General features: G+C 73.6%; 19 protein-coding genes. 13 read left to right on the top strand and 6 right to left on the bottom strand.

Annotation, left to right across the window (positions count from 1 at the left end; translation table 11 throughout):
• Window positions 1–59: 59 nt before the first annotated feature.
• Both GA0070607_RS27485 and GA0070607_RS27490 read left to right on the top strand, forming a co-directional pair.
• Entirely contained in the window at window positions 60–2156 is a 2097-nt protein-coding gene (locus GA0070607_RS27485; RefSeq protein WP_197701180.1) for an APC family permease, read from the top strand.
• Between the two features lie 175 nt (window positions 2157–2331).
• Window positions 2332–3831, top strand: coding sequence for a hypothetical protein (locus GA0070607_RS27490; RefSeq protein WP_089020780.1), 1500 nt, complete (start codon window positions 2332–2334; stop codon window positions 3829–3831).
• Window positions 3832–4053: 222 nt separating this feature from the next.
• Here the strand turns inward: GA0070607_RS27490 and GA0070607_RS27495 are convergent, their stop codons facing one another.
• Entirely contained in the window at window positions 4054–4260 is a 207-nt protein-coding gene (locus tag GA0070607_RS27495; protein WP_074310398.1) for a hypothetical protein, read from the bottom strand.
• A 251-nt stretch (window positions 4261–4511) separates the two neighbouring features.
• Between GA0070607_RS27495 and GA0070607_RS27500 the strand changes: the two genes are divergently transcribed.
• Both GA0070607_RS27500 and GA0070607_RS27505 read left to right on the top strand, forming a co-directional pair.
• Complete coding sequence (locus tag GA0070607_RS27500) at window positions 4512–5339, top strand: hypothetical protein (protein ID WP_089020781.1); 828 nt, start codon at window positions 4512–4514, stop codon at window positions 5337–5339.
• Entirely contained in the window at window positions 5336–6094 is a 759-nt protein-coding gene (locus GA0070607_RS27505) for a maleate cis-trans isomerase family protein (protein WP_089020782.1), read from the top strand. Before GA0070607_RS27500 ends, GA0070607_RS27505 begins: the two co-directional genes overlap by 4 nt.
• Window positions 6095–6122: 28 nt before the next feature.
• On the opposite strand, the gene GA0070607_RS27510 is transcribed toward GA0070607_RS27505, so the two are convergent.
• From GA0070607_RS27510 to GA0070607_RS27530, 5 genes are all read right to left on the bottom strand, one after another.
• The gene (locus GA0070607_RS27510; RefSeq protein ID WP_089020783.1) at window positions 6123–7319 is read right to left on the bottom strand and encodes a low temperature requirement protein A; all 1197 of its coding nucleotides are present in this window, start codon (window positions 7317–7319) and stop codon (window positions 6123–6125) included.
• Between the two features lie 196 nt (window positions 7320–7515).
• Window positions 7516–8514, bottom strand: coding sequence for a hypothetical protein (locus GA0070607_RS27515; RefSeq protein ID WP_231930423.1), 999 nt, complete (start codon window positions 8512–8514; stop codon window positions 7516–7518).
• Window positions 8515–8755: 241 nt separating this feature from the next.
• The gene (locus tag GA0070607_RS27520; RefSeq protein WP_089020784.1) at window positions 8756–10105 is read right to left on the bottom strand and encodes an FAD-dependent oxidoreductase; all 1350 of its coding nucleotides are present in this window, start codon (window positions 10103–10105) and stop codon (window positions 8756–8758) included.
• A gap of 13 nt (window positions 10106–10118) precedes the next feature.
• Window positions 10119–10466, bottom strand: a complete 348-nt coding sequence (locus GA0070607_RS27525) for a TcmI family type II polyketide cyclase (protein ID WP_089020785.1) — start codon at window positions 10464–10466, stop codon at window positions 10119–10121.
• Window positions 10467–10558: 92 nt separating this feature from the next.
• Window positions 10559–11353 carry an AfsR/SARP family transcriptional regulator gene (locus GA0070607_RS27530; protein WP_089020786.1) on the bottom strand — a complete coding sequence of 265 codons (795 nt, stop codon included), beginning with the start codon at window positions 11351–11353 and terminating at the stop codon, window positions 10559–10561.
• A gap of 448 nt (window positions 11354–11801) precedes the next feature.
• Here GA0070607_RS27530 and GA0070607_RS27535 point away from each other — a divergent pair, with 448 nt between their 5' ends.
• The 9 genes from GA0070607_RS27535 (at window position 11802) to GA0070607_RS27575 (ending at window position 19984) form a co-directional block, all read left to right on the top strand.
• Window positions 11802–12140 (top strand): TcmI family type II polyketide cyclase, encoded by a 339-nt coding sequence (locus tag GA0070607_RS27535; RefSeq protein WP_089020787.1) that lies wholly within the window; start codon window positions 11802–11804, stop codon window positions 12138–12140.
• Window positions 12137–13918, top strand: coding sequence for an acetyl-CoA carboxylase carboxyltransferase subunit alpha (locus tag GA0070607_RS27540; protein ID WP_089020788.1), 1782 nt, complete (start codon window positions 12137–12139; stop codon window positions 13916–13918). The genes GA0070607_RS27535 and GA0070607_RS27540 overlap by 4 nt, the downstream gene beginning before the upstream one ends.
• A 152-nt stretch (window positions 13919–14070) precedes the next feature.
• Entirely contained in the window at window positions 14071–14535 is a 465-nt protein-coding gene (accB, locus tag GA0070607_RS27545; RefSeq protein WP_231931213.1) for an acetyl-CoA carboxylase biotin carboxyl carrier protein, read from the top strand.
• A gap of 19 nt (window positions 14536–14554) precedes the next feature.
• Window positions 14555–15991 carry an acetyl-CoA carboxylase biotin carboxylase subunit gene (locus tag GA0070607_RS27550; protein ID WP_089020790.1) on the top strand — a complete coding sequence of 479 codons (1437 nt, stop codon included), beginning with the start codon at window positions 14555–14557 and terminating at the stop codon, window positions 15989–15991.
• On the top strand, window positions 15988–16743 hold the full coding sequence (locus tag GA0070607_RS27555) for an SRPBCC family protein (protein WP_089020791.1): 756 nt from the start codon (window positions 15988–15990) through the stop codon (window positions 16741–16743). The genes GA0070607_RS27550 and GA0070607_RS27555 overlap by 4 nt, the downstream gene beginning before the upstream one ends.
• Complete coding sequence (locus GA0070607_RS27560; RefSeq protein WP_089020792.1) at window positions 16736–17140, top strand: cupin domain-containing protein; 405 nt, start codon at window positions 16736–16738, stop codon at window positions 17138–17140. Before GA0070607_RS27555 ends, GA0070607_RS27560 begins: the two co-directional genes overlap by 8 nt.
• On the top strand, window positions 17137–18411 hold the full coding sequence (locus GA0070607_RS27565; protein ID WP_089020793.1) for a beta-ketoacyl-[acyl-carrier-protein] synthase family protein: 1275 nt from the start codon (window positions 17137–17139) through the stop codon (window positions 18409–18411). Before GA0070607_RS27560 ends, GA0070607_RS27565 begins: the two co-directional genes overlap by 4 nt.
• On the top strand, window positions 18408–19655 hold the full coding sequence (locus tag GA0070607_RS27570; protein ID WP_089020794.1) for a beta-ketoacyl synthase N-terminal-like domain-containing protein: 1248 nt from the start codon (window positions 18408–18410) through the stop codon (window positions 19653–19655). Before GA0070607_RS27565 ends, GA0070607_RS27570 begins: the two co-directional genes overlap by 4 nt.
• On the top strand, window positions 19652–19984 hold the full coding sequence (locus tag GA0070607_RS27575; RefSeq protein ID WP_089020795.1) for an antibiotic biosynthesis monooxygenase family protein: 333 nt from the start codon (window positions 19652–19654) through the stop codon (window positions 19982–19984). The genes GA0070607_RS27570 and GA0070607_RS27575 overlap by 4 nt, the downstream gene beginning before the upstream one ends.
• Window positions 19985–20005 lie beyond the last annotated feature (21 nt).

The raw sequence follows: 20005 nt of genomic DNA on the forward strand, positions 1-20005 counted from the left end.
GGCCGCGCCGGGCGGTACCGCCTACCGTCTGAGCAGGACCTGCGAGCGTGGGACGGGCGATGGCTGACGAGCACCGGGGGAAACCGCGACGCGGGAGCGGACGCCGTCATCCGGCCACCGGCCCGGACCCGGCGCTGCGTGCGGCCCGCGACCCGGCCCGTCCGCACCGGGGCGGACAGCAGGGTGTCGTGGTGCCCGAACGGGTGGCCAGCCCGGTCCGGCCGATGCCGCCGGCCAGTCCGCTGCGCCGGTGGCTCTTTCAGCACCGGGTGCAGCCGCCCGGCCCGGAGGCGACCGAGGGGCAGAGCCGGGCGCACGCCTGGTGGCAGGTGATGTGCCTGACCGGCGTGGACTACTTCTCCACCCTGTCGTACCTGCCGGGCATCGCGGCGGTGGCGGCCGGTGCGCTCTCCCCGCTGGCGACGCTGCTGATCGTCGTGCTCACCCTCTTCGGCATGCTCCCGATGTACCGGCGCGTCGCGCGCGAGAGCCCGCACGGGCAGGGCTCGGTGGCGATGCTCGAGCGCCTGCTGCCGTTCTGGCGGGGCAAGATCTTCGTGCTCGTGCTGCTCGGTTTCGTGGCCACCTCCTGGATCATCACGATCACCCTCTCCTCGGCCGACGCCACCGTGCACCTGCTGCAGAACCCGTACCTGCCGGACGCCCTGCACGGCCGCTTCGTCCCGGTGGTGGTCACCGTGGCGCTGCTGCTCATCCTCGGCGGGGTGTTCCTGCTCGGCTTCCGTGAGGCGGTGGTGGTGGCCATCCCGCTGGTTGCGATCTTCCTGCTGCTCAACGCGGTGATCGTGCTGGTCGCGCTGACCCGGATCGCGACCGACCCGGGCGTCCTGTCGGACTGGACCACCGCGGTGACCACGGACGGCGGCGGGCCGGGCGGCGTGCTGCTCACCGCCGCGTTGGCGTTCCCGCTGCTGGTGCTGGGGCTGTCCGGGTTCGAGACCGGGGTCAGCATGATGCCGCTGGTGGCGGCCCGGGGACCGGACCGGCAGGCCCGGCTGGCGGCGCGGATCCGCAACACCCGGCGGCTGCTCACCACCGCCGCGCTGATCATGTCGGTGTACCTGATCTCGACGACCTTCGTGACCACGGCGCTCATTCCGGCCGAGGAGTTCCGGCCGGGTGGCGCCGCGAACGGCCGCGCTCTGGCCTTCCTGGCGCACGCCTACCTGGGTGAGCTCTTCGGCACCGTCTACGACGTGAGCAGCGTGCTCATCCTCTGGTTCGCCGGCGCCTCGGCGATGGCCGGCCTGATAAACATCGTGCCCCGCTACCTGCCCTCGTACGGCATGGCCCCGGAGTGGGCGCGGGCGGTCCGGCCGGTGGTGATCGTCTACACCCTGGTCAGCGTCGTCATCACCATCGCGTTCCGGGCCGACGTCAACGCCCAGGCCGGGGCGTACGCCACCGGCATCCTGGCGATGATGGTCTCCGGCGCGGTGGCGGTGACCATCTCCGCGGCACGCCACCACCAGCGCGCCGCCGCCGTCGGCTTCACCGTGCTGACCCTCGTGCTGCTGTACGCGCTGCTGGAGAACGTCATCGAGCAGCCGGACGGGATCACCATCTCGGCGCTGTTCATCCTCGGCATCATCGGGGTCTCGCTGGTCTCCCGGGTCACCCGGACCACCGAGTTGCGCGCCGAGCGGATCGAGTTCGACGAGCCGGCCCGCCGGTTCATCACCGAGTCGCTGGCCCACGACGGTCAGCTGCACCTGATCGCGAACAAGCGGCAGAGCGGCTCGGTGAAGGAGTACACCGTCAAGGAACGGGCGCAGCGCGGGATGAATCCGGTGCCCGGCGCGGCCGACGTGCTGTTCCTGGAGATCGACGTGGTCGACCCGTCGGAGTTCAGTCAGGTGTTGCGGGTGCACGGGGTCGAGGTGGGTGGCTTCCGGGTGCTGCGTGCCAGCAGTCCGGCCGCGCCCAACGCGATCGCCGCCATCCTGCTGGCCCTGCGCGACGCCACCCGGGTCCGGCCGCACGCGCACTTCGAGTGGTCGGAGGGGAGCCCGATCGCGCACCTGCTGCGGTATCTGATCCTCGGCCGGGGAGACACCCCGCCGGTGGTACGGGAGATCATCCGGCGTACCGAGCCGGATCCGCTGCGCCGGCCCGGCATCCACGTCGGCGGCTGATCGAGGGCGCGCTGTCCGCGCCTTTTGAAGATGAATAGCAGCGTTATTCACGTTCACACCTGACTGTCCGTATTGCGGCTTTATCGTGACCTTTGGTGGTCGGCGGCACGTCGATACCCCCACGCCCGGATCGGCGTGCGGTCACGTTCACGCAGTCAGGAAGGCAGGCATCGTGATGTCCACATACCGAGGAGGAGATCGCCCGGCACGACCCAGACGGCGGTCCCGATGGGTCTTAGCCGGCGGGCTCCTGGCCGGGAGCCTGGTGGTGGGGGCGGCCGGTGTGGCCGGCGTCGCCGCCGCCGCCGACCGCGACATCTCCCTCCCGGGCCTGGGCCGGCTGACCGCCGCCGCCGACGACCGGACCGCGCCGGAGGGCGACGAGGGCCGCGACAGCGCCGAGCGCGCCCGGCCGGACACCCCCGGGACCGGCAAACGGGGCGTGGTGTCGGTGCCCTGCGACGCGGCGAAGCTGGTGGCGGCGCTGGTGGCGGCCAACGCCGAGGGCGGAGCCGAGCTGCGGCTCGCGCCGAAGTGCCGGTACACCCTCACCGAGGCGTTCCACGAGACCGACCAGTACGACGGCGGGATCCGCGACGCCCGGGAGGCGGCGGACGCCGCGGAGACCCCCGGCGACGCCGACGCGCCGCCGCACAACCCGGCCGACGACACCGCGGGCCTGCCGGTGATCTACCAGCCCATCACCATCGACGGTGCCGGTGCCACCATCGCCCGCGACGCCCAGGCCGCAGCGTTCCGCTTCTTCACCGTCCGCGACGGCGGCGAGCTGACCCTGCGCGACCTCGAGCTGCACAACGGCCGCTCGGCCATCGAGGGCGGCAGCGTGCACGTGGTGCACGGCGCCACCGCCGTGGTGGAACGGGTCACCGTCACCCAGAGCACGTCGCTGTCTCCCGAGGGGGGCGGCGGCGGGATCTTCAACGACGGCAACATGGTGGTCACCGACTCCACGTTCATCGGCAACAGCGCGTCCGGCGCCGCGGGCAAGGGCGGGGGCCTGCTCAACGGCGGTGTGCTGACGCTGAAGCGCTCCGAGTTCCACAGCAACAGCGCCAACGGCTACGGCGGCGGGCTCGGCAACTACCGGGGCGCGGCCGAGGTGGAGAGCACCACCTTCGCGCAGAACAGCGCCGGCCAGGGCGGCGGCCTGGCCAGCTTCTCGGCCCGGACCAAGGTCTCCGACACGGAGCTGCTGCACAACACCGCGCAGATCGGCGGTGGCGCCGCGAACTCCGACGCGGTGCTGGTGATGCGCGGAATGACCATCCGCGGCAACACCTCCACCGTCAACGGCGGCGGCATCTCGACGGTGCAGGGCCTGCTGCCGCTCGACGACAGCGTGGTCGACGGCAACACCACCCACGGCCTCGGCGCCGGCATCTACGCCGCCAAGTCGAACCTCCTGGTGCGCGGCAGTGACGTGACCGCCAACGAGGCGGTCGGCGCGACGTCCAAGGGCGGCGGCATCTACGCCACCCAGGGCTCGGCGGCGATCTACACCAGCAAGGTCACCCGGAACGCGGCCACGGTGAAGCCGGGCGGCATCTTCGGTGAGCACGCCCAGGTCAAGATCGACGACGAGAGCGTTGTCGTCGAGAACGAGCCGACCAACTGCGAGGGCAGCGCGGTACCGATCGCGCACTGCTTCCGCTGAGCGGGACCGCGCAGCACCCCGAGCGCGGCCGGCCGCCCGGACGATCGCGATGATCGTCCGGGCGGACGCCTCGGACGTGCAAACCAGCCTCCTAGGACACCGTACGGGGTGTGCCCCGTCCAACGCGATCGACCAGCCGGGGGATCACCGCCGAGGGACACCTCAGCGGTCCGGACAGCGAACGGCCCGCGCCCTGTCGGGGCGCGGGCCGGCGTATTCGTCCTACTTGGACGGCTCGGGCAACTCACAGTCGACCTTGGGGTTCGCGCCGATGTAGTTCAGGGGGCCGGCCACGATGGTGACCAGGATCGTGCCCGCCTCAGCGCAGTTGGTGTCGTCGTTGCCGTAGTAGCCCCGCTGGCCAGCGGCGATCGCGCCGATCACCAACCAGATCACGACGATGACTCCGAGTATCGAGGTGCCGCGCATCGCTGCCTCCTGAGGGAATGTGGTGGATATCGAGGTGCAGGCGTTGTACCCAATCGGGTCGACCGGCTAACTGCTGCCCGCGACGCCCGTGGGGATCGTCCGTCCGGTCGGAACCGACCGCCGTCGGTACGGCCCTGACATCGGCCACCCGCACCGGCTAGGGCGGGTCGGCTATCGGATCGACGACGGACCGGCCGTCGTGCCGGTCGCCCGACGTAGAACTGCCTCACGGCCCCCGCCGAGGAGGACTCATGGACGCCCCGACACCGCCGCTGTACCTGGACCGCCCCGAGGACGTCGCGGTCGCTGCTCGCGCGCTCGCCGGTGGCGCGGTCGTCGCGGCGGCCTTCGCCAACTTCTACGTCATCGTCACCCGTCCGGACGCGGCCACCGTACGACGGGTCAACCTGGCCAAGGGCCGCCCGATCCATCAGGTCGGCAGCATCACCACCGCGGTCGGCCGGATCCCGGCGATGTTCGACTGGTCCCGGATCTCGCCCCGGTTGCCGGTCGGCCGGGTGCGCGCGCTGATGGACGCCCTCTACGGCGCCGGGCCGTTCGGCTTCCGTGGCCCGGCGGCGGACCGGCTGCCGGAGCACCTCACCCAGACCGACCAGGGGCTGCGCACCACACAGGTGATCGCGCCCGGCCTGACCTGCCCGTCGAACGCCTTCTTCGAGCGGGCACTCGCCGAGACCGGCTCGGACCACCTCTACATCACCTCGGCGAACCGGTCCCGGCACCTCACCGGCGCTGTCGAGGAGCCCGCGCACTGGAAGGCCGGCGGCCTCGCCGCCGATTTCGCCCACCTCGACGACCTGGTGGTGCTCGCCCACCGGGACGAGGCGGCGGCCCGTGCCGCCTACCCGGGGTACCTCACCACGTCGGTCACCCTGCTCTCCTTCCACGCCCCCGAGGGCGAGCTGGAGGAACCGCCGGTGCTCACCGTGGACCGGCACGGCTCGCTGCACCTGGACGAGGTGCGCCGGGCCGCCGCGCCGCTCGGCCTCCAGGTGCGTCTCGGTGACGGCGCCCGGCACCGGTTGCAGGTCCGGGGGTACGCCGGGGCGCTGGTGTGAGCGGCTACCGGATCGGCCTCGTGGTGCCCAGCTCGAACACCACAATGGAGACCGAGATCCCGGCGATGCTCCGCCGGCGCGAGACGGTCGACCCGACGGTCCACTTCACCACCCACGCCAGCCGGGTACGGCTGCACCAGGTGACCCCCGACGAGCTGGCCCGGATGAACCGCGCCGCGGTCCGCTGCGTCGCCGAGTTGGCCGACGCCCGTTGCGACGTGCTCGCGTACGCCTGCCTGGTGGCGGTGATGTGCGAGGGTCCCGGCGCGCACGAGCGTGCCGAGCGGCGGTTGGGCCGGGCGGCCGGCCGCGCCGGGCACGGCATGCCGGTGGTGACCAGTGCGGGCGCGCTGGTCAGCGGGCTGCAGGCGCTGGGTGCCCGTCGGGTGGCGTTGATCGCGCCGTACCTGCCGCCGCTGACCGCGACCGTCGCCGGCTACCTCGCCGGGCACGGTGTGCGGGTGACCGAGGCGGTGAGCCTCAGCGAGCCGGACAACGTCGCGGTGGGCCGCATCCCCACCCAGCGACTGGTGGAGCTGGCCGACCGGCTGGACGTGACCGACGTGGACGCCGTGGTCCTCTCCGCCTGTGTGCAGCTGCCGTCGCTGGCCGCGGTACCGCAGGTCGAGGCCCGCGTCGGCCGCCCGGTGCTCACCGCTGCCACCGCCACCGTCCACCAACTGCTCACCGGCCTGGGCGTCGAGCCGTACGTGCCGAACGCCGGCCGGCTGCTGGCCGGGGCGATGCCGCGCTGACCGGAGGCGCCACCATTCGCCCACCGGTTCAGTGCGGCGGGACGGGGGCCTCCGGCGGTTTGCCGCGGCTGCGCCGGAAATCCGCGTACGCCACGCCGGCCAGCACCAGCATGGCGCCCAGGGAGGCGAAGACCGGCGCGAGGAACAACGCCGCTGGCGCGATCGTCAGCAGTGCCAGCAGGCCGCCCGGGCGGGACAGCGACACCCGGCTGAACACCTCGTACTCGAAGGAGGCCCGGCCGGCCAGGAACAGCGCCGGACCGCCGATGATCACCGCCAGCCAGGCCGGCGGCGTGCGCCCGGTCGGCTCGTGCAGCACCAGGTGGAACCCGGAGGCGGTGGTCACCACCCCGGCGACCATCAGCAGGTGGGTGTAGGGGGCGGTGAACAGGAACTTGCTCGGCTCCCTGGACGCCTGGATGGCCACCGGCAGCAGCTCGCCGGACTTGTGCACGTAGATCCGCCAGAGCAGCAGGGTGGTCAGGAACGCCACCCCGAACGCCCCGAGGTTCTCCGCCTCGGAGTGCGCCAGGCTGAACATGGTGCCGATGGTCAGGATGGCGTCGCCGAGAGCGATGATGAAGAACTGCTGGTAACGCTCGGAGAGGTGCTCCGCCGTGACGTTGCGCTGCTGCGTCGGCACGACTCCCAGGCCGGGCACCGGGTACGCGAGCCGGAAACCGCTGTAGTCGATGGCGAGCGCGACGGCCCAGCAGATGATCCGGGCGTTGTCGCTGACGTACCCGCCGATGATCCACGGGATCGCCGACACGGCGAACCAGACGAAGATCCGCGCGGCGCGACGCTGGGTCTGCGGTTCGTGGCGCACGATCGGCATCAGGAACAGTCCACGGCCGAGGTGGATCGCCACGTAGGTGACGGCGAAGACCAGCCCCCGGGCGCCGAACGCCTCCGGGACCGAGGTGGTCATCAGCAGCGCGCCGAACATCACAGCGATGATCAGCAACTTGATCTCGTTGCGTTCCGGGTCGTACATGTCGGTGACCAGGGTGGTGATCGCCCAGGTCCACCAGACGGCGGACAGCAGGATCAGCGCCTCCGCCGCCCGGTGCCAGTCGAGACCGACAACCAGGGCCCGGGAGATGAGCGCGAGCGCGACCACGTACACCAGGTCGAAGAAGAGTTCGAGCAGCGTCACCCGGCGGGGGGCCTCCGGGTCGCGCACCGGGGGGCGGGACCCCGGCTCCGGCGCGGCGAAGTGCACGGGTTGCTCCTGCGGTGCCGTCGACGTGGCGGGCCGTCCGGCCCATCGTGACCGACGGTAGCGAGCAGCCGACGACGCTACCTTCCGGTTGCGCGGTCTTCCCCCGACCGGGGTGATCGACCCGGTGCAGGCCAAACGGCCGGGCCCCGGCCGGCCGCCCTCGCAGGACGGCCAGCCGGGGCCCGGTCTTCCGTCGTCAGCCCTGGGCGTCGCCCGGCAGCACGGCGGCCATCTCGTCACCGGCGCCGGCCAGCACCCGGGCCTGCTGGGGCCAGCTTGCCAGCCCCGGCGCGGCACGCAGGCCGGCGGCCCGGATCAGGTCGCGCAGCGCAGGCTCGTCCAGCTCGCCGAGCTGGCCGTAGGTGCGCACTCCGGCGGCCTGCAGCGCGGCCGCCATCTTCGGCCCGACGCCCTGGATCCGGCGAAAGTCGTCGGCCGGGCCCCCCGGGTCGGTGTCGGCGTCGCTCGGCGCGGTGTCGGCCACCGGGCGGACCGGCGGGGTGGCGGTGGCGGTCGGCCGGACCGGCGGCGTGGCCCGCACCGGCTTCGCGTCGGCGCCCGCCGGCGCGGCGACCACCGGCGCCTCCGCCGACGTCGTGTCGACCACCGCGTCCTCAGCCGGCGTCGGTTCGGCCGGCGTCGTCTCGGCCGGTGTGGCCTCGGCGGCGGTGGCTTCGGTCGGCACGGTGTCAGTGTGCGGTGCGTCGGTGGCGCTGACGTCGTCCCCCGGCTGGCGGGGGGCGATCACCGTGGCCGGGGCCGACTGCTCCGCGACCGCGACCGCGACCGGTTCCGGCTCTGCGGTCGGCTCGGGCCGGAGGTCGGCCGCGTCGGCCCGCTCGGCGGCGGGGCTGGCCGGCGGGGCGTCGGTCAGCGCCATGTCGGCCGGATCGGTGGTGCTCGGGGCATCGGCCGGGGCGGGGCCGTCCGGCGTGGCGTCGGTGCTCACCGCGGCCGGCGCGCTGACCGTGTCCACCGGGGCCGGCTCGTCGGCGACCGCAGCCGGCGCCGGGTCGACGGTCGCCGCCGGCCGGGCATCGTCGATGGTGGCAGCCGGGGCCGGCGCGGCGACCACGGCCAGGCCAGCGACGGGGTCGCCGTCCACGATCGACGGACCCTGCCCGCTGACCCGTACGCCCTGCCGGCCGCGCAGCAACCACCCGGCGGCCAGGCCCAGCAACAGTGCCAGTACCACTATCAGCGAGTGTCCGATAGACCACTCCACGGCGAACCTCCCTCTCACCTCGTCGGAAAAGTCACGAGAAAAACTCGCCGCAGCTTTGCACATGCGCGTTGACGACGACAGGGAGGCTCGGTCGGGGGTGGTGCGGGTGGGACGGTCTCTGCGCCGGGTGCCCGGCGAGTGACACAGTGTCGCGGCGGACACGACGGATCCGGGCCCGGCGTTCCGATGCCGGGCCCGGGGAAATTTGCGATCAGTCCTGGTCGCCCTCGTAGGTGTGGAAGTCGTCGACGAACCGGCGACGCAGCGGTGGTACCCGGCTGGTCACACCGAAGTAGCCGCGCGCGCCGAGCAGCGCCAGCCGACCCACCACCGGCCGGTACATCCGGTCGTCGCCGTTTGTGCCGCTACGGTTCAGCGACTCGCTGACCCGCGCGAAGCCGTACGGCACCATCGCCGCCTCGTAGTCGGCCACCGCCTGCAGCAGCGTCTTGTCGCCGGCGACGGCGCGGGTCAGCTGCTGGCAGAGCAGCCGGGCGTCGCGCAGCGCGGTGTTCGCGCCCACCCCGCGACCCGGTGTCATGGTGTGGATGGCGTCGCCGAGCAGGGTGACAGTGCTGCTCTTCCACGGCGGTACCGGCTCGGACGTCGCGACCTTGATCGGCAGGGCGCTGTCCGGATCACCGCGGGTCAACAGCTCGCGCAGGTGCGGATGCCAGTTCGGAGTGAGATCCAGGGCCACCCGTACCAGGTCCTCGCCGCGGCGCTGCATGACGTCGGCCGGGAACCGGCGGGCGGCGCTCCAGATGATCAGGTTGATGTTGTCGGTGGTGGTGTCGTGGGCGAGGCCCGGCCAGCTCCGCAGCAGCGCGGCGTCGGCGTCGTCGACGCCGGGCTTGATCGCCCGTTCGGCGTCCCACTTGAACTCCATCACGTGCAGTACGCCCATCGTTCCGCCGGCGCCGAAGATCAGCGAGATGCCCTGACGCACCCGCTCCGGTACGAGGTCACGGGTCTGCGCGGTCAGCGGGATCCGGGTGGCGATGTTTATGGTGCCGGCGTCCCGGGTGACCGCGTGCGGCAGGTACTGGCGGCGCACCGCCGAGTGCGTGCCGTCCGCCGCCACCAGCAGGTCGCCGGTGGCGCTGCTCCCGTCGGCGAAGTACGCGGTGACCGTCCCGTCGTCGCGCTGCTCGTACCCGACGAAGGTCTTGTCGAAGTGCACCACGTCGTTCAGGCCGGTCAACAGCACCTGGCGCAGCACCATCCGGGCCACCGAGTGCTCGGTGTGCACCGGATCGGCGTCCGGTCGCAGCTCGAACGAGGCCGTCTGGCGCAGCCGCTGGGTGACCACGTTGAAGTAGCGCGGCGGCCGGGCGCAGGTGGCCAGGAAGGTGGCGAACAGCTCCGGTGGCAGGCACTCCCGCAACGCCCGGCTGCCGGTCGGGCCGATGCCCACCCGGTAGCCGAGCAGTCCCTCGGCGCGGTGGCGGTGTCGCTCGTAGACGGCGACGCTGATCCCGGCGCGGCGCAGCCCGTGTGCCAGGCACAGCCCGCCGGTGCCGGCGCCGATGATCAGAACGTGCGGTGGCGGCGCGGACACGTCGGCCGTCCGCTCAGCCGGCCGGGTGCGCCGCGGGGGCCTCGGCGGCGTCCCAGCGGTAGAAGCAACCGGCGATGGCGTCCCGGGGCGAGCGCCAGGTCGGCAGGTACGGCGAGGTGTGCGCGGAGAGCCGCTCGTTGACCTGCCGGAAGAGCGGGTGGTTCCGGGCGGCCGCGAGGGCGTCCGGGTCGACGTCCGAGGTCTCCATCACGTGGACGTACAGGTCGTGCAGGCAGTACAGGGACCGGTGCGTGACGCCGGTCAGGCCGGGCAGTTCGGTGGCGTCGGACTCGGCGAAGATCTGCGCGACCCGCCCCTCCGCGCCCGGGATGATCCGGCTGACGATCAGTAGACGACTCATGGGACCCCTTCCGCCGGTGGCTTCCCCGACCCTGAGGCCGGCGGCCACTGCTCCTGTCTGTCCACCGTGCCGCAGTGCCTGTCACGTCACCGTCACGTGCGCCGGCCGGCCGGTGACGGGCGGACGGCGCCCTCCCGGCTGGCCTCGCGGATCGGGGCGAGCGTGTCGTCGAGCAGGGCGCTCATCGCGGGGCTGGGCTCCAGGCGCAGCTCCCGGCGCAGCAGGTCGCGGTAGACGTAGAAGGCGTGTACGGCCTCGAAGGCGTTGCCCTCGGCGAGGTGGATGCGCACCACCAGCCGGTGTGGCGTCTCGCGCAGCGGCTCGGCGGCCATCGCCTCCAGCGCGGCTTCCAGCGCCTCACCGTGCCGCCCCGCGGCGAGGTGCTGCCCGGCGACCTGTTCGAGCATGTGCAGGCGCAGTTGGCGCAGCCGTTCCCGGTCCAGCAGCACCCAGTCGTCGTACCAGCCGGGCAGCAGGTCGTGCCGGCCGGCGGCGAGCGCTCCGGCGGCGGTGCGAGGGTCGTCGCCGTCACGGACCCGTGCCGCGGTGCCGACCAGGTCGTCCACGTCAAGTCGGACCTCCGGTCCGAGTCGTACGGTGTCACCGGTCACGGACATCGGGCAGCACGGGTCCTGCCGGAGCCGCCACAGCGCGGTGCGCAGCGAGGACAGCGCCCGCTCCTCCGACGCCTCGGGCCAGAGCAGCCCGGCCAGCTGGCTGCGGGTGGCGCCGGGGCGCAGCCCGATCAGCGCGATCACCCGTTGCAGCCCGCGCGGCACCACGACCGGCGCCGCGCCGCGTAGCAGCCGGAAACCGCCGAGCAGGTGCAGCGAGACGCAGGTCCCGGGAGAATCTCCGGCGGTCGGCACGGACGGATCAGCGGCCACGGCGGCACCCCCTGCGGAACGCTCGTCCCGACTGTCTGCTGTGTCCCGGATCGGCTGCCCGTGACGCCACTGTCGACCCCACCGGCAGGGCACGACCACGGCTGTCGGGCGCGGCCTCCGCCCGCCGGAGTCGCCGGGCTGGCCACTGTGAAGATTATCAATAGCGGTCACGGTGAGTCAACGCCGCCGTGGACCTTCTATCGGTGACGGTCAACCATGAGATCGGTTCTGAACTGCCCAAACCTACGTTTGACCCGATCGCCGCAGGGCCGCTGGGCACATAGCTGATACACGGGTCGCGTCAACGCAGCGTCACCATCGAGCGTCGCTGGCCGACCCGACGCGGTGACGCCGCCGTGACGAGGACTGCCGCATCGTGTCGACAGTCGTCCAGCGCGCCCGGGGCCCACCGGTTGCCGGACCGGACGCTGTGGGGGGAGGCCCAGCCATGGACCGTTCGCTGATCGTCGCGAAGGTCGTCCCGACCGCCGAGGAGCAGGTCGCCGAGATCTTCGCCGAGTCGGACGCGACGGAGCTGCCGCGACTGGTCGGGGTCCGGCACCGCTCGCTGTACCGACTGCACGACCTCTACGTGCACCTGCTCGAGACGGAGCGACCGGCGCAGGGAGCGGTGGAGGCCGCCCGTGGCCACCCGGAGTTCGTCCGGGTCAGCGACCGGCTGCGGCCGTACGTCTCGCCGTACCTGCCGACCTGGCGCTCGCCGCGCGACGCGATGGCTACCTGCTTCTACCGGTTCGACGCCCCGGACGCCGGGCGGCCGTCGTGACCGCCACCGCGCCGCGCGAGGAGCAGCTCTGGTCCCGCTGCGCCGGCTGCGCGAGCCTGCTGTACCGCAAACGACTGCGGCGCAACCTGGACGTCTGCCCGGAGTGCGGCGCGCATACGCGGCTCGGCGCACCGGACCGCCTGCGCCAGCTTGTCGACCCGGGATCGTTGCGCCCGCTGCCCGAGCGACTGCCGGAGGAGGACCCCATCGGCTTCGTCGACGTGCTGCCCTACCCGCACCGGCTCACCGCCGCCCGGGCCAGCACCGGGCTGGCCGAGGCGGTCGTCTGCGGCACCGCCAGCATCGGCGGGCATCCCGTCGTGCTGGCGGTGATGGACTTCCGCTTCCTCGGCGGCAGCCTGGGTTGCGCGGTGGGCGAGCTGATCACCCGGGCCGCCGAACGGGCGCTGGACGACCGCGTCCCGCTCATCCTGGTCACCGCCTCGGGCGGCGCGCGGATGCAGGAGGGCGCGCTGTCGCTGATGCAGATGGCCACGGTCAGCCAGGCGATCGCCGCGCTGCGCGAGGCGGGCCTGCTCACCGTCAGCGTGCTCACCGACCCGACCTACGGCGGGGTGGCGGCGTCGTTCGCCACCAACACCGACCTGGTGCTCGCCGAGAGCGGCGCCCGGATGGGCTTCGCCGGTCCGCGGGTGATCCGCCAGGTCACCGGCCGGGCGTTGCCCGAGGGCTTCCAGACCGCCGACTTCCTGCTCCGGCACGGTCAGGTGGACATGGTGGTACAGCGTCGATCGCTGCGTGGACGGCTGACGGCGCTGCTCGCCGCCACCCAGGCCGGCCGGTCGGCCCGCGCGCCCGTACCCCGGCAGGAGCCGGCGTCGCGTCGCGAGCGCCTGTCCGCCGACGGCCGGGCGCCGGCGCTGTCCGCACCTGCCGACCGGGGCCCGCAGGCTGAGAGTCCGGCCGCCCCGACGTCCGGCGACCGTCCGGGTCGGGTGGCCCGCGACCCGTGGGACACGGTGCGGGTGGCCCGCCATCCCGGTCGACCGACCACTCTGGACTACCTCGACTCCGTGTTCGACGGCTTCGTGGAGCTGCACGGCGACCGGCTCGGCGGTGACTGCCCGGCCGTCGTCGGCGGCATGGCCCGGCTGGAGGGCCGGCACGTCATGGTGATCGGCCACCAGAAGGGGCACACCACCGCCGAGCTGGTCGCCCGCAACTTCGGCATGGCCAGCCCCGCCGGGCACCGCAAGGCGCTGCGGCTGATGCGCCTCGCCGCCCGGCTCGGCCTGCCGGTGGTCACCCTCGTCGACACCCCCGGCGCCGACCCCGGGGTGAGTGCCGAGGAGCAGGGCCAGGCGGCGGCCATCGCGGAGAACATCCTCACCCTCACCGTGCTGCCCACCCCGGTGCTTGCGGTGATCACCGGCGAGGGCGGCAGTGGCGGCGCGCTGGCGCTGGCGGTCGCTGACCGGGTGCTGATGCTGCAGCACGCCGTCTACTCGGTGATCAGTCCGGAGGGCTGCGCCGCGATCCTCTGGCCGGACCGGTCCGCGGCGCCGCAGGCGGCCCGCGCGCTGCGGTTGACCGCACCCGACCTGTGCCGGCTCGGGGTGGTCGACGAGATCGTTCCCGAGCCGGCGGCGGCCGCGCACGACAACCCGGCGGAGACCGCCCGGCGGCTGCGCGCCGCGTTGCTGGCCAACCTGCTGCCACTGCTGGACGTACCGCCCGCGATGCTGGTCCGTCTCCGCCGGCAACGGTTCCGTCGGTTCGGCGCCGCGCGCGCCGGTGCGCGGGCGGGTGCCCGGTGACCGCCGAGCCCGCCGACGACAGTCGACCCACCGGGCACGACGGTGCGTGCCTCGACCCCGGCCAGTCCAACGGCCACGGCGGCGTCCGCCTCGACGCGGACCGCCCGCCGGACGGGAGCCGGCCCGACGACGCCGGTGCGGGCGACGAGGAGGTGCTGGCCGGGCTGCGCCGGCAGGCACGGCAGTTGATCACCGAGCTGACCGGCCCGGTGCGCCGGATCCGGCTGCGCAGCGGGCCGACGGTGCTGGAGGTGGAGTGGCACCCCGGCGAGGCGGTGCGACCGGACGTACCGCCGCGGCCGGACGAGGCGGTGGCCGCACCGCCGGCCGCGCCGGTGCCCGGCCCGCCGGCGCTGATCCGGCCGCCGGTGCCCGGGCACGCCGCGGTGCGGGCGCCGATCGTCGGCACCTTCTACCGGGCCCCGGAACCCGGTGCGGCGCCGTTCGTCGCGGTGGGCGACCTGGTCCGCCCGGGTCAGCCGGTCGCCATCGTCGAGGCGATGAAGCTGATGAACGAGGTGGCCGCCGACCGCGCCGGTCGGGTCGTCGCGATCCTCGTCGAGGACGGCCAGCCGGTGGAGTACGACCAGCCGCTGGTCGAGCTGGATCCGGCGTGACGGCGCGGGTGGGTGAGCGATGTTCGAGACCGTGCTGATCGCCAACCGGGGCGAGATCGCGCTGCGGGTGCTCCGGGCCTGCCGGGAGCTCGGCGTCCGGACGGCGGTGGTCTACTCCGCGGCGGACGCCGACTCGGCGGCGGTCCGCCTCGCCGACCAGGCGGTCCGGATCGGGCCCGCGTCGAGCCGGCGCAGCTACCTCAACGCCGCCGCCATAGTGGAGGCGGCCCGGCAGGTGGGCGCGCAGGCCGTGCACCCCGGCTACGGCTTCCTCTCCGAGGACGCCGACTTCGCCGAGATCTGTGCGGACAACGGGCTGGTCTTCATCGGCCCGCCACCGGCGGTGATGGCCAAGCTGGGCGACAAGTCGTCGGCCCGGGCGCTGATGAGCCGGGCGGGTCTGCCGCTGCCGGCGGGCAGTGTCCAGCCGGTGCCGACGGCCGCGGCGGCGGCCGAGGTGGCCGGAGCGATCGGCTACCCGGTCATCGTGAAGGCCGCCGCCGGGGGTGGTGGCCGGGGGATGACCGTGGTGCGGACCCCGGGCGAGCTGTCCCGGGCGTACGCCCGCACCCGGGCCGCCGCGCAGGCCGCCTTCGGCGACGACCGGGTGTACGTCGAGCGCTACCTGACCGAGGCCCGGCACGTCGAGGTGCAGGTGCTCTGCGACGGGCACGGCAACGGCGTGCACCTGGGCACCCGGGACTGCTCGGTGCAGCGCCGGCACCAGAAGCTGGTCGAGGAGGCGCCCGCGCCGGCTCTGCCCGCCGGCACGCTCGACGCCATCGCGGAGACCGCGTTGCGGGGCGCGCTGGAGGTCGGCTTCGTCGGCGCCGGCACGCTCGAGTTCCTCGTCGACGCGGAGGAACGGTTCCACTTCCTGGAGATCAACTGCCGGATCCAGGTGGAGCATCCGGTCACCGAGATGGTCACCGGGGTGGACCTGGTGCACGAGCAACTGCACATCGCCGCCGGGGTGCCGCTGCGCTGGCGGCAGGAGGAGATCCGCCTGCATGGCGTCGCGGTGGAGTGCCGGGTCAACACCGAGGACCCGGAGCGTGGCTTCGTCCCCACCCCCGGCCGGCTGGAGCGGTTCACCCCGCCCGGCGGCCCGTTCACCCGGGTGGACACCCACGCCCGTGCCGGTTACCTGGTCGGGCCCTGGTACGACTCCCTGCTGGCCAAGGTGGTGGTCTGGGCGCCCGACCGGGAGCTGGCGCTCAACCGGCTGGAGCGCGCTCTGGAGGAGTTCGACGTCGCCGGGCCGGGCGTGCGAACCACCATCCCGTTCGTCCGGCGGGTGCTCGACGACGCCGCATTCCGCAAGGGCCGCTACACCACCGGCCTGGTCGACCGTCTGCTCGCCGCGCCCGACCCGGCGCCCGCGCGGCGGCCGACCCCGACACCGCGCCCCGCGCCCGCCGCGGAGCCCGACGTATCCCACAGGAGGACCCGATGACCGTCACCCATGGTCGCCCGTTGACCGCCGAGATCACCGACATCCTGGTGGCGCACTGCGGGCTGGACGCCGACGCCGCGGCCCGGGCGCCCGCCGCGTCGCTGGAAGAACTGGGCATGGACTCGCTCGCCCTGCTGGAGCTCTCCGCGGTCGTCGCCGACCGGTGGCAGGTGAGCATCCCGGAGCAGTCCGGGCAGCTGAGCATCCCGGCGGTGGCCGACCTGGTCGCCCGCCGCGCCGACCCGCCCGGGCACACCGAGAACGGCGTGCTCATCGACGCGCCGCTGGCACTGGTCTGGGAGATCACCAACGACGTGGCGAACTGGACCGAGCTGTTCACCGAGTACGCAGTGGTGCAGATCCTGCACCACGACGGGCACACCGTGCGGTTCCGGCTCACCATGCACCCCGACGAGAACGGGGTGGCGTGGAGCTGGGTCAGTGAACGCACCGCCGACCCGGTGAGCCGGCAGGTCCGGGCGCACCGGGTGGAGACCGGCCCGTTCGAGTACATGCGGATCCACTGGCGCTACACCGAGGAGGAGGGCGGCACCCGGATGACCTGGGTGCAGGACTTCGCCATGAAGCCGACCGCGCCTGTCGACAACGCCGCGATGACCGAGCGGATCAACACCAACAGCGCGATCCAACTCGGGGTGATCAAGGACCGGGTGGAGCGGATCGCCCGGCAGCGCGCCGAGCAGGGCGGTCCGGCGGCCGGCGACGAGCCGACGGAGGCCGGCGATGAGTGACCTGGGCACCCGACCGATCGCCGCCCGGGACGTACCGGCCGACCGGCGGCGCGGCGGTGAGCTGCGGGTCCTGCTCGGCCCCCGCACCGTCGGCAGCACCTCCGGATTCCTGGGGGTGGCCACGCTCGCGCCGGGGGAGCGGATCGCCGAGCACTACCACCCGTACAGCGAGGAGTTCCTGTACGTGGCCCGCGGCGCGATCACCGTCGACCTGGACGACGAGCCGACGCTGGTGGCCGCCGGCGAGGCGCTGTTCGTGCCGGTGAACGTGCGGCACCGGCTGCGCAACACCGGCGTCGAACCAGCCGAGGTGGTCTTCCACCTGGGCCCGCTGGCCCCCCGCCCCGAGTTGGGGCACGTGGACACGGAACTCGTCGAGCAGCGGGGACCGTCATGAGTGGGCGCCGCACGGTGGTGACCGGCGTCGGGGTGGTCGCCCCCGGCGGCGCCAGCCGGGACCGCTTCTGGAAGACCATCACCGAGGGGCGTACCGCCACCCGGCGGATCAGCTTCTTCGACCCGTCGGCGTTCCGCTCGCAGATCGCCGCCGAGTGCGATTTCGATCCGGTCGCCGCCGGGCTCACCGAGGCTGAGCGGCGCCGGGCCGACCGGTACGTGCAGTTCGCGCTGGCCTGCTCCGCCGAGGCGGTCGCGGACGCCGGCCTGGTCCTCACCGACGCGGAGCGGGACCGGGCCGGGGTGGTGCTCGGCACCGCAGTGGGGGGCACGATGGCCCTGGAGCAGGAGTACGTGACGGTCAGCGACCACGGCCGGAACTGGCTGGTCGACGCGGCGCGCGGCGGCCCGTACCTCTACCAGGCCCTGGTGCCCAGCAGCCTCGCCGCCGACGTGGCCTGCCGGCACGGGCTGCACGGCCCCGCGCAGGTCGTGTCCACCGGCTGCACCTCGGGCATCGACGCCATCGGCTACGCCCACCAGATGATCGTGGACGGTGAGGCCGACGTGGTCCTGGCGGGCGCGGCCGACTCGCCGATCTCGCCGGTCACCGTCGCCTCGTTCGACGCGATCAAGGCGACCAGCCCGGACAACGACGACCCGGCGCACGCCTCGCGCCCGTTCGACGCCGACCGGCACGGGTTCGTGCTGGCCGAGGGTGCGGCGGTGCTGGTGCTGGAGGAGGCCGGGCGGGCCCGGCGGCGTGGCGCGCACGTCTACTGCGAGGTCGCCGGCTACGCGAGCCGCAGCAACGGCTACCACATGACCGGGCTGCGCCCGGACGGGTTGGAGATGGGGCTGGCCGTCACCGACGTGCTCAGGCAGGGGCGGATCGCCCCCGAGCAGGTCTCCTACATCAGCGCGCACGGCTCGGGTACCCGGCAGAACGACCGGCACGAGACGGCCGCGTTCAAGCGGGCGCTGGGTCAGTCCGCGTACCGGGTGCCGATCAGTTCGATCAAGTCGATGGTCGGGCATTCGCTGGGCGCGATCGGCTCGATCGAGATGGCCGCCTGCGCGCTGGCCATCGAGTTCGGCGTGGTGCCGCCGACGGCGAACTGGGCCACCCGGGATCCGGAGTGCGACCTGGACTACGTGCCGAACGAGGCACGGGAGGTCCCGGTGGACGTGGCGCTCTCGGTGGGCAGCGGGTTCGGCGGCTTCCAGTCCGCGATGGTGTTCCGCCGGCTGCCCGGGGCGGTGGCGGCGTGACCGCCCGGGCGGTGGTGACCGGCATCGGCGTCGTCGCCCCCAGCGGTGTCGGCGCGGACGCGCACTGGCGCACAGTGCTGGCCGGCACCCGGCGGACCGGGCCGATCACCCTGTTCGACCCGTCCGGCTACCCGACCCGCTTCGGCGGCGAGGTGCCCGACTTCGCCGCCGACGGGTACGCCGACGGCCGGCAGTTGGTGCAGACCGACAGGTGGACGCATCTCGGCTTCGCCGCCACCCGGTTGGCGCTGGCCGACGCCGGGCTGCCCGAGCGGGCACCCGACCCGTACGGCTACGCGGTGACCCTGGCCAGCTCGTCCGGGGGGAACCTGTTCGGCCAGCGGGAGCTGCAACGGCTCTGGGGCGGTGCGTCGCGCACCGTCGGGGCGTACCAGTCGATCGCCTGGTTCTACGCGGCCAGCGTCGGGCAGCTCTCCATCCACCACCAGTTCAAGGGCCCGAGCGGGGTGCTGGTCGCGGAGACGGCCGGCGGCCTGGACAGCCTGGCGCATGCCGCCCGCGCGGTGCGCCGGGGCACGCCGGTGGTGATCGCCGGGGCCACCGAGTGCCCGTTGAGCCCGTACGCGTTGGCCTGCCAGCTGCGCTCCGGGCTGCTCAGCGACGTCGCCGACCCGGAGCGGGCGTACCGGCCGTTCGACGCCGCGGCCAGCGGCTACCTGCCGGCCGAGGGCGGCGCGGTGTTCGTGGTGGAGGAGCTGGGGCACGCGCTGGCGCGGGGCGCCCGGGTCTACGGCGAGGTGAGCGGCTGGGGCGCCACCCACGACGCCGCGCACACGACGGCGGACAGCGCCGGTGACCCGGCCCAGTACGCCCGGGCGATGCGCCTGGCCCTGGACCGGGCCGGCGTCGCCGCGGCCGGCATCGACGTGGTGCTGCCCGACGCGCTCGGTGTGCCCCGCTACGACCGCAGCGAGGCCGAGGCGCTGCGTGCCGTGTTCGCCGACCGGCCACCCCCGGTGACCACCCAGAAGCCGCTGACCGGGCGGGCGTACCAGGGCGGGTCGGCGCTGGACGTGGCCACCGCGCTGCTCGCCTTCGCGCACGACACGCTGCCCGCCTCGGCCGGCCCGGACGAGGTGGCGGACGGGTGTGAGCTGGACTTCCTCCGTGCGCACCGCCGGCCGCGCAGCCGGCTGGCGCTGGTCTGCGCGCGGGGCTTCGACGGGTTCAACAGCGCGCTGGTCCTGCGCGGGGCCGCGCCGATGAGGGGAGAGGCGCCATGACCGAGCAGCGGGCCCGGGTGGTCTTCCTGGTGCGTGTGCCGGTGCCGCGCACCGAGCAGTTCCTCGCCGCGTACGAGGCGGTCCGGCATCTGGTCGCCGGCGGGGTGCCGGGGCACCTGGTCGACCAGGTCTGTCGGTCGTCGACGGACCCGGAGCAGTGGTTGATCACCAGTGAGTGGGCGAGCCTGGCCGACTTCGAGGACTGGGAGCGCAGCCCGGAGCACCGGGACCTGGTGCGCCCGATGCGGGAGTGCTTCACCGACGCCCGTTCGCTGCGCTTCCACATCCACGCCGAGACCCTCACCCCAGTCCCGGCGCCGCCGGGATGAGGGCTCTCGGTCGGTGGCCGC

Origin of the sequence: Micromonospora coriariae (assembly GCF_900091455.1) — a bacterium.
GTDB lineage: Bacteria > Actinomycetota > Actinomycetes > Mycobacteriales > Micromonosporaceae > Micromonospora > Micromonospora coriariae.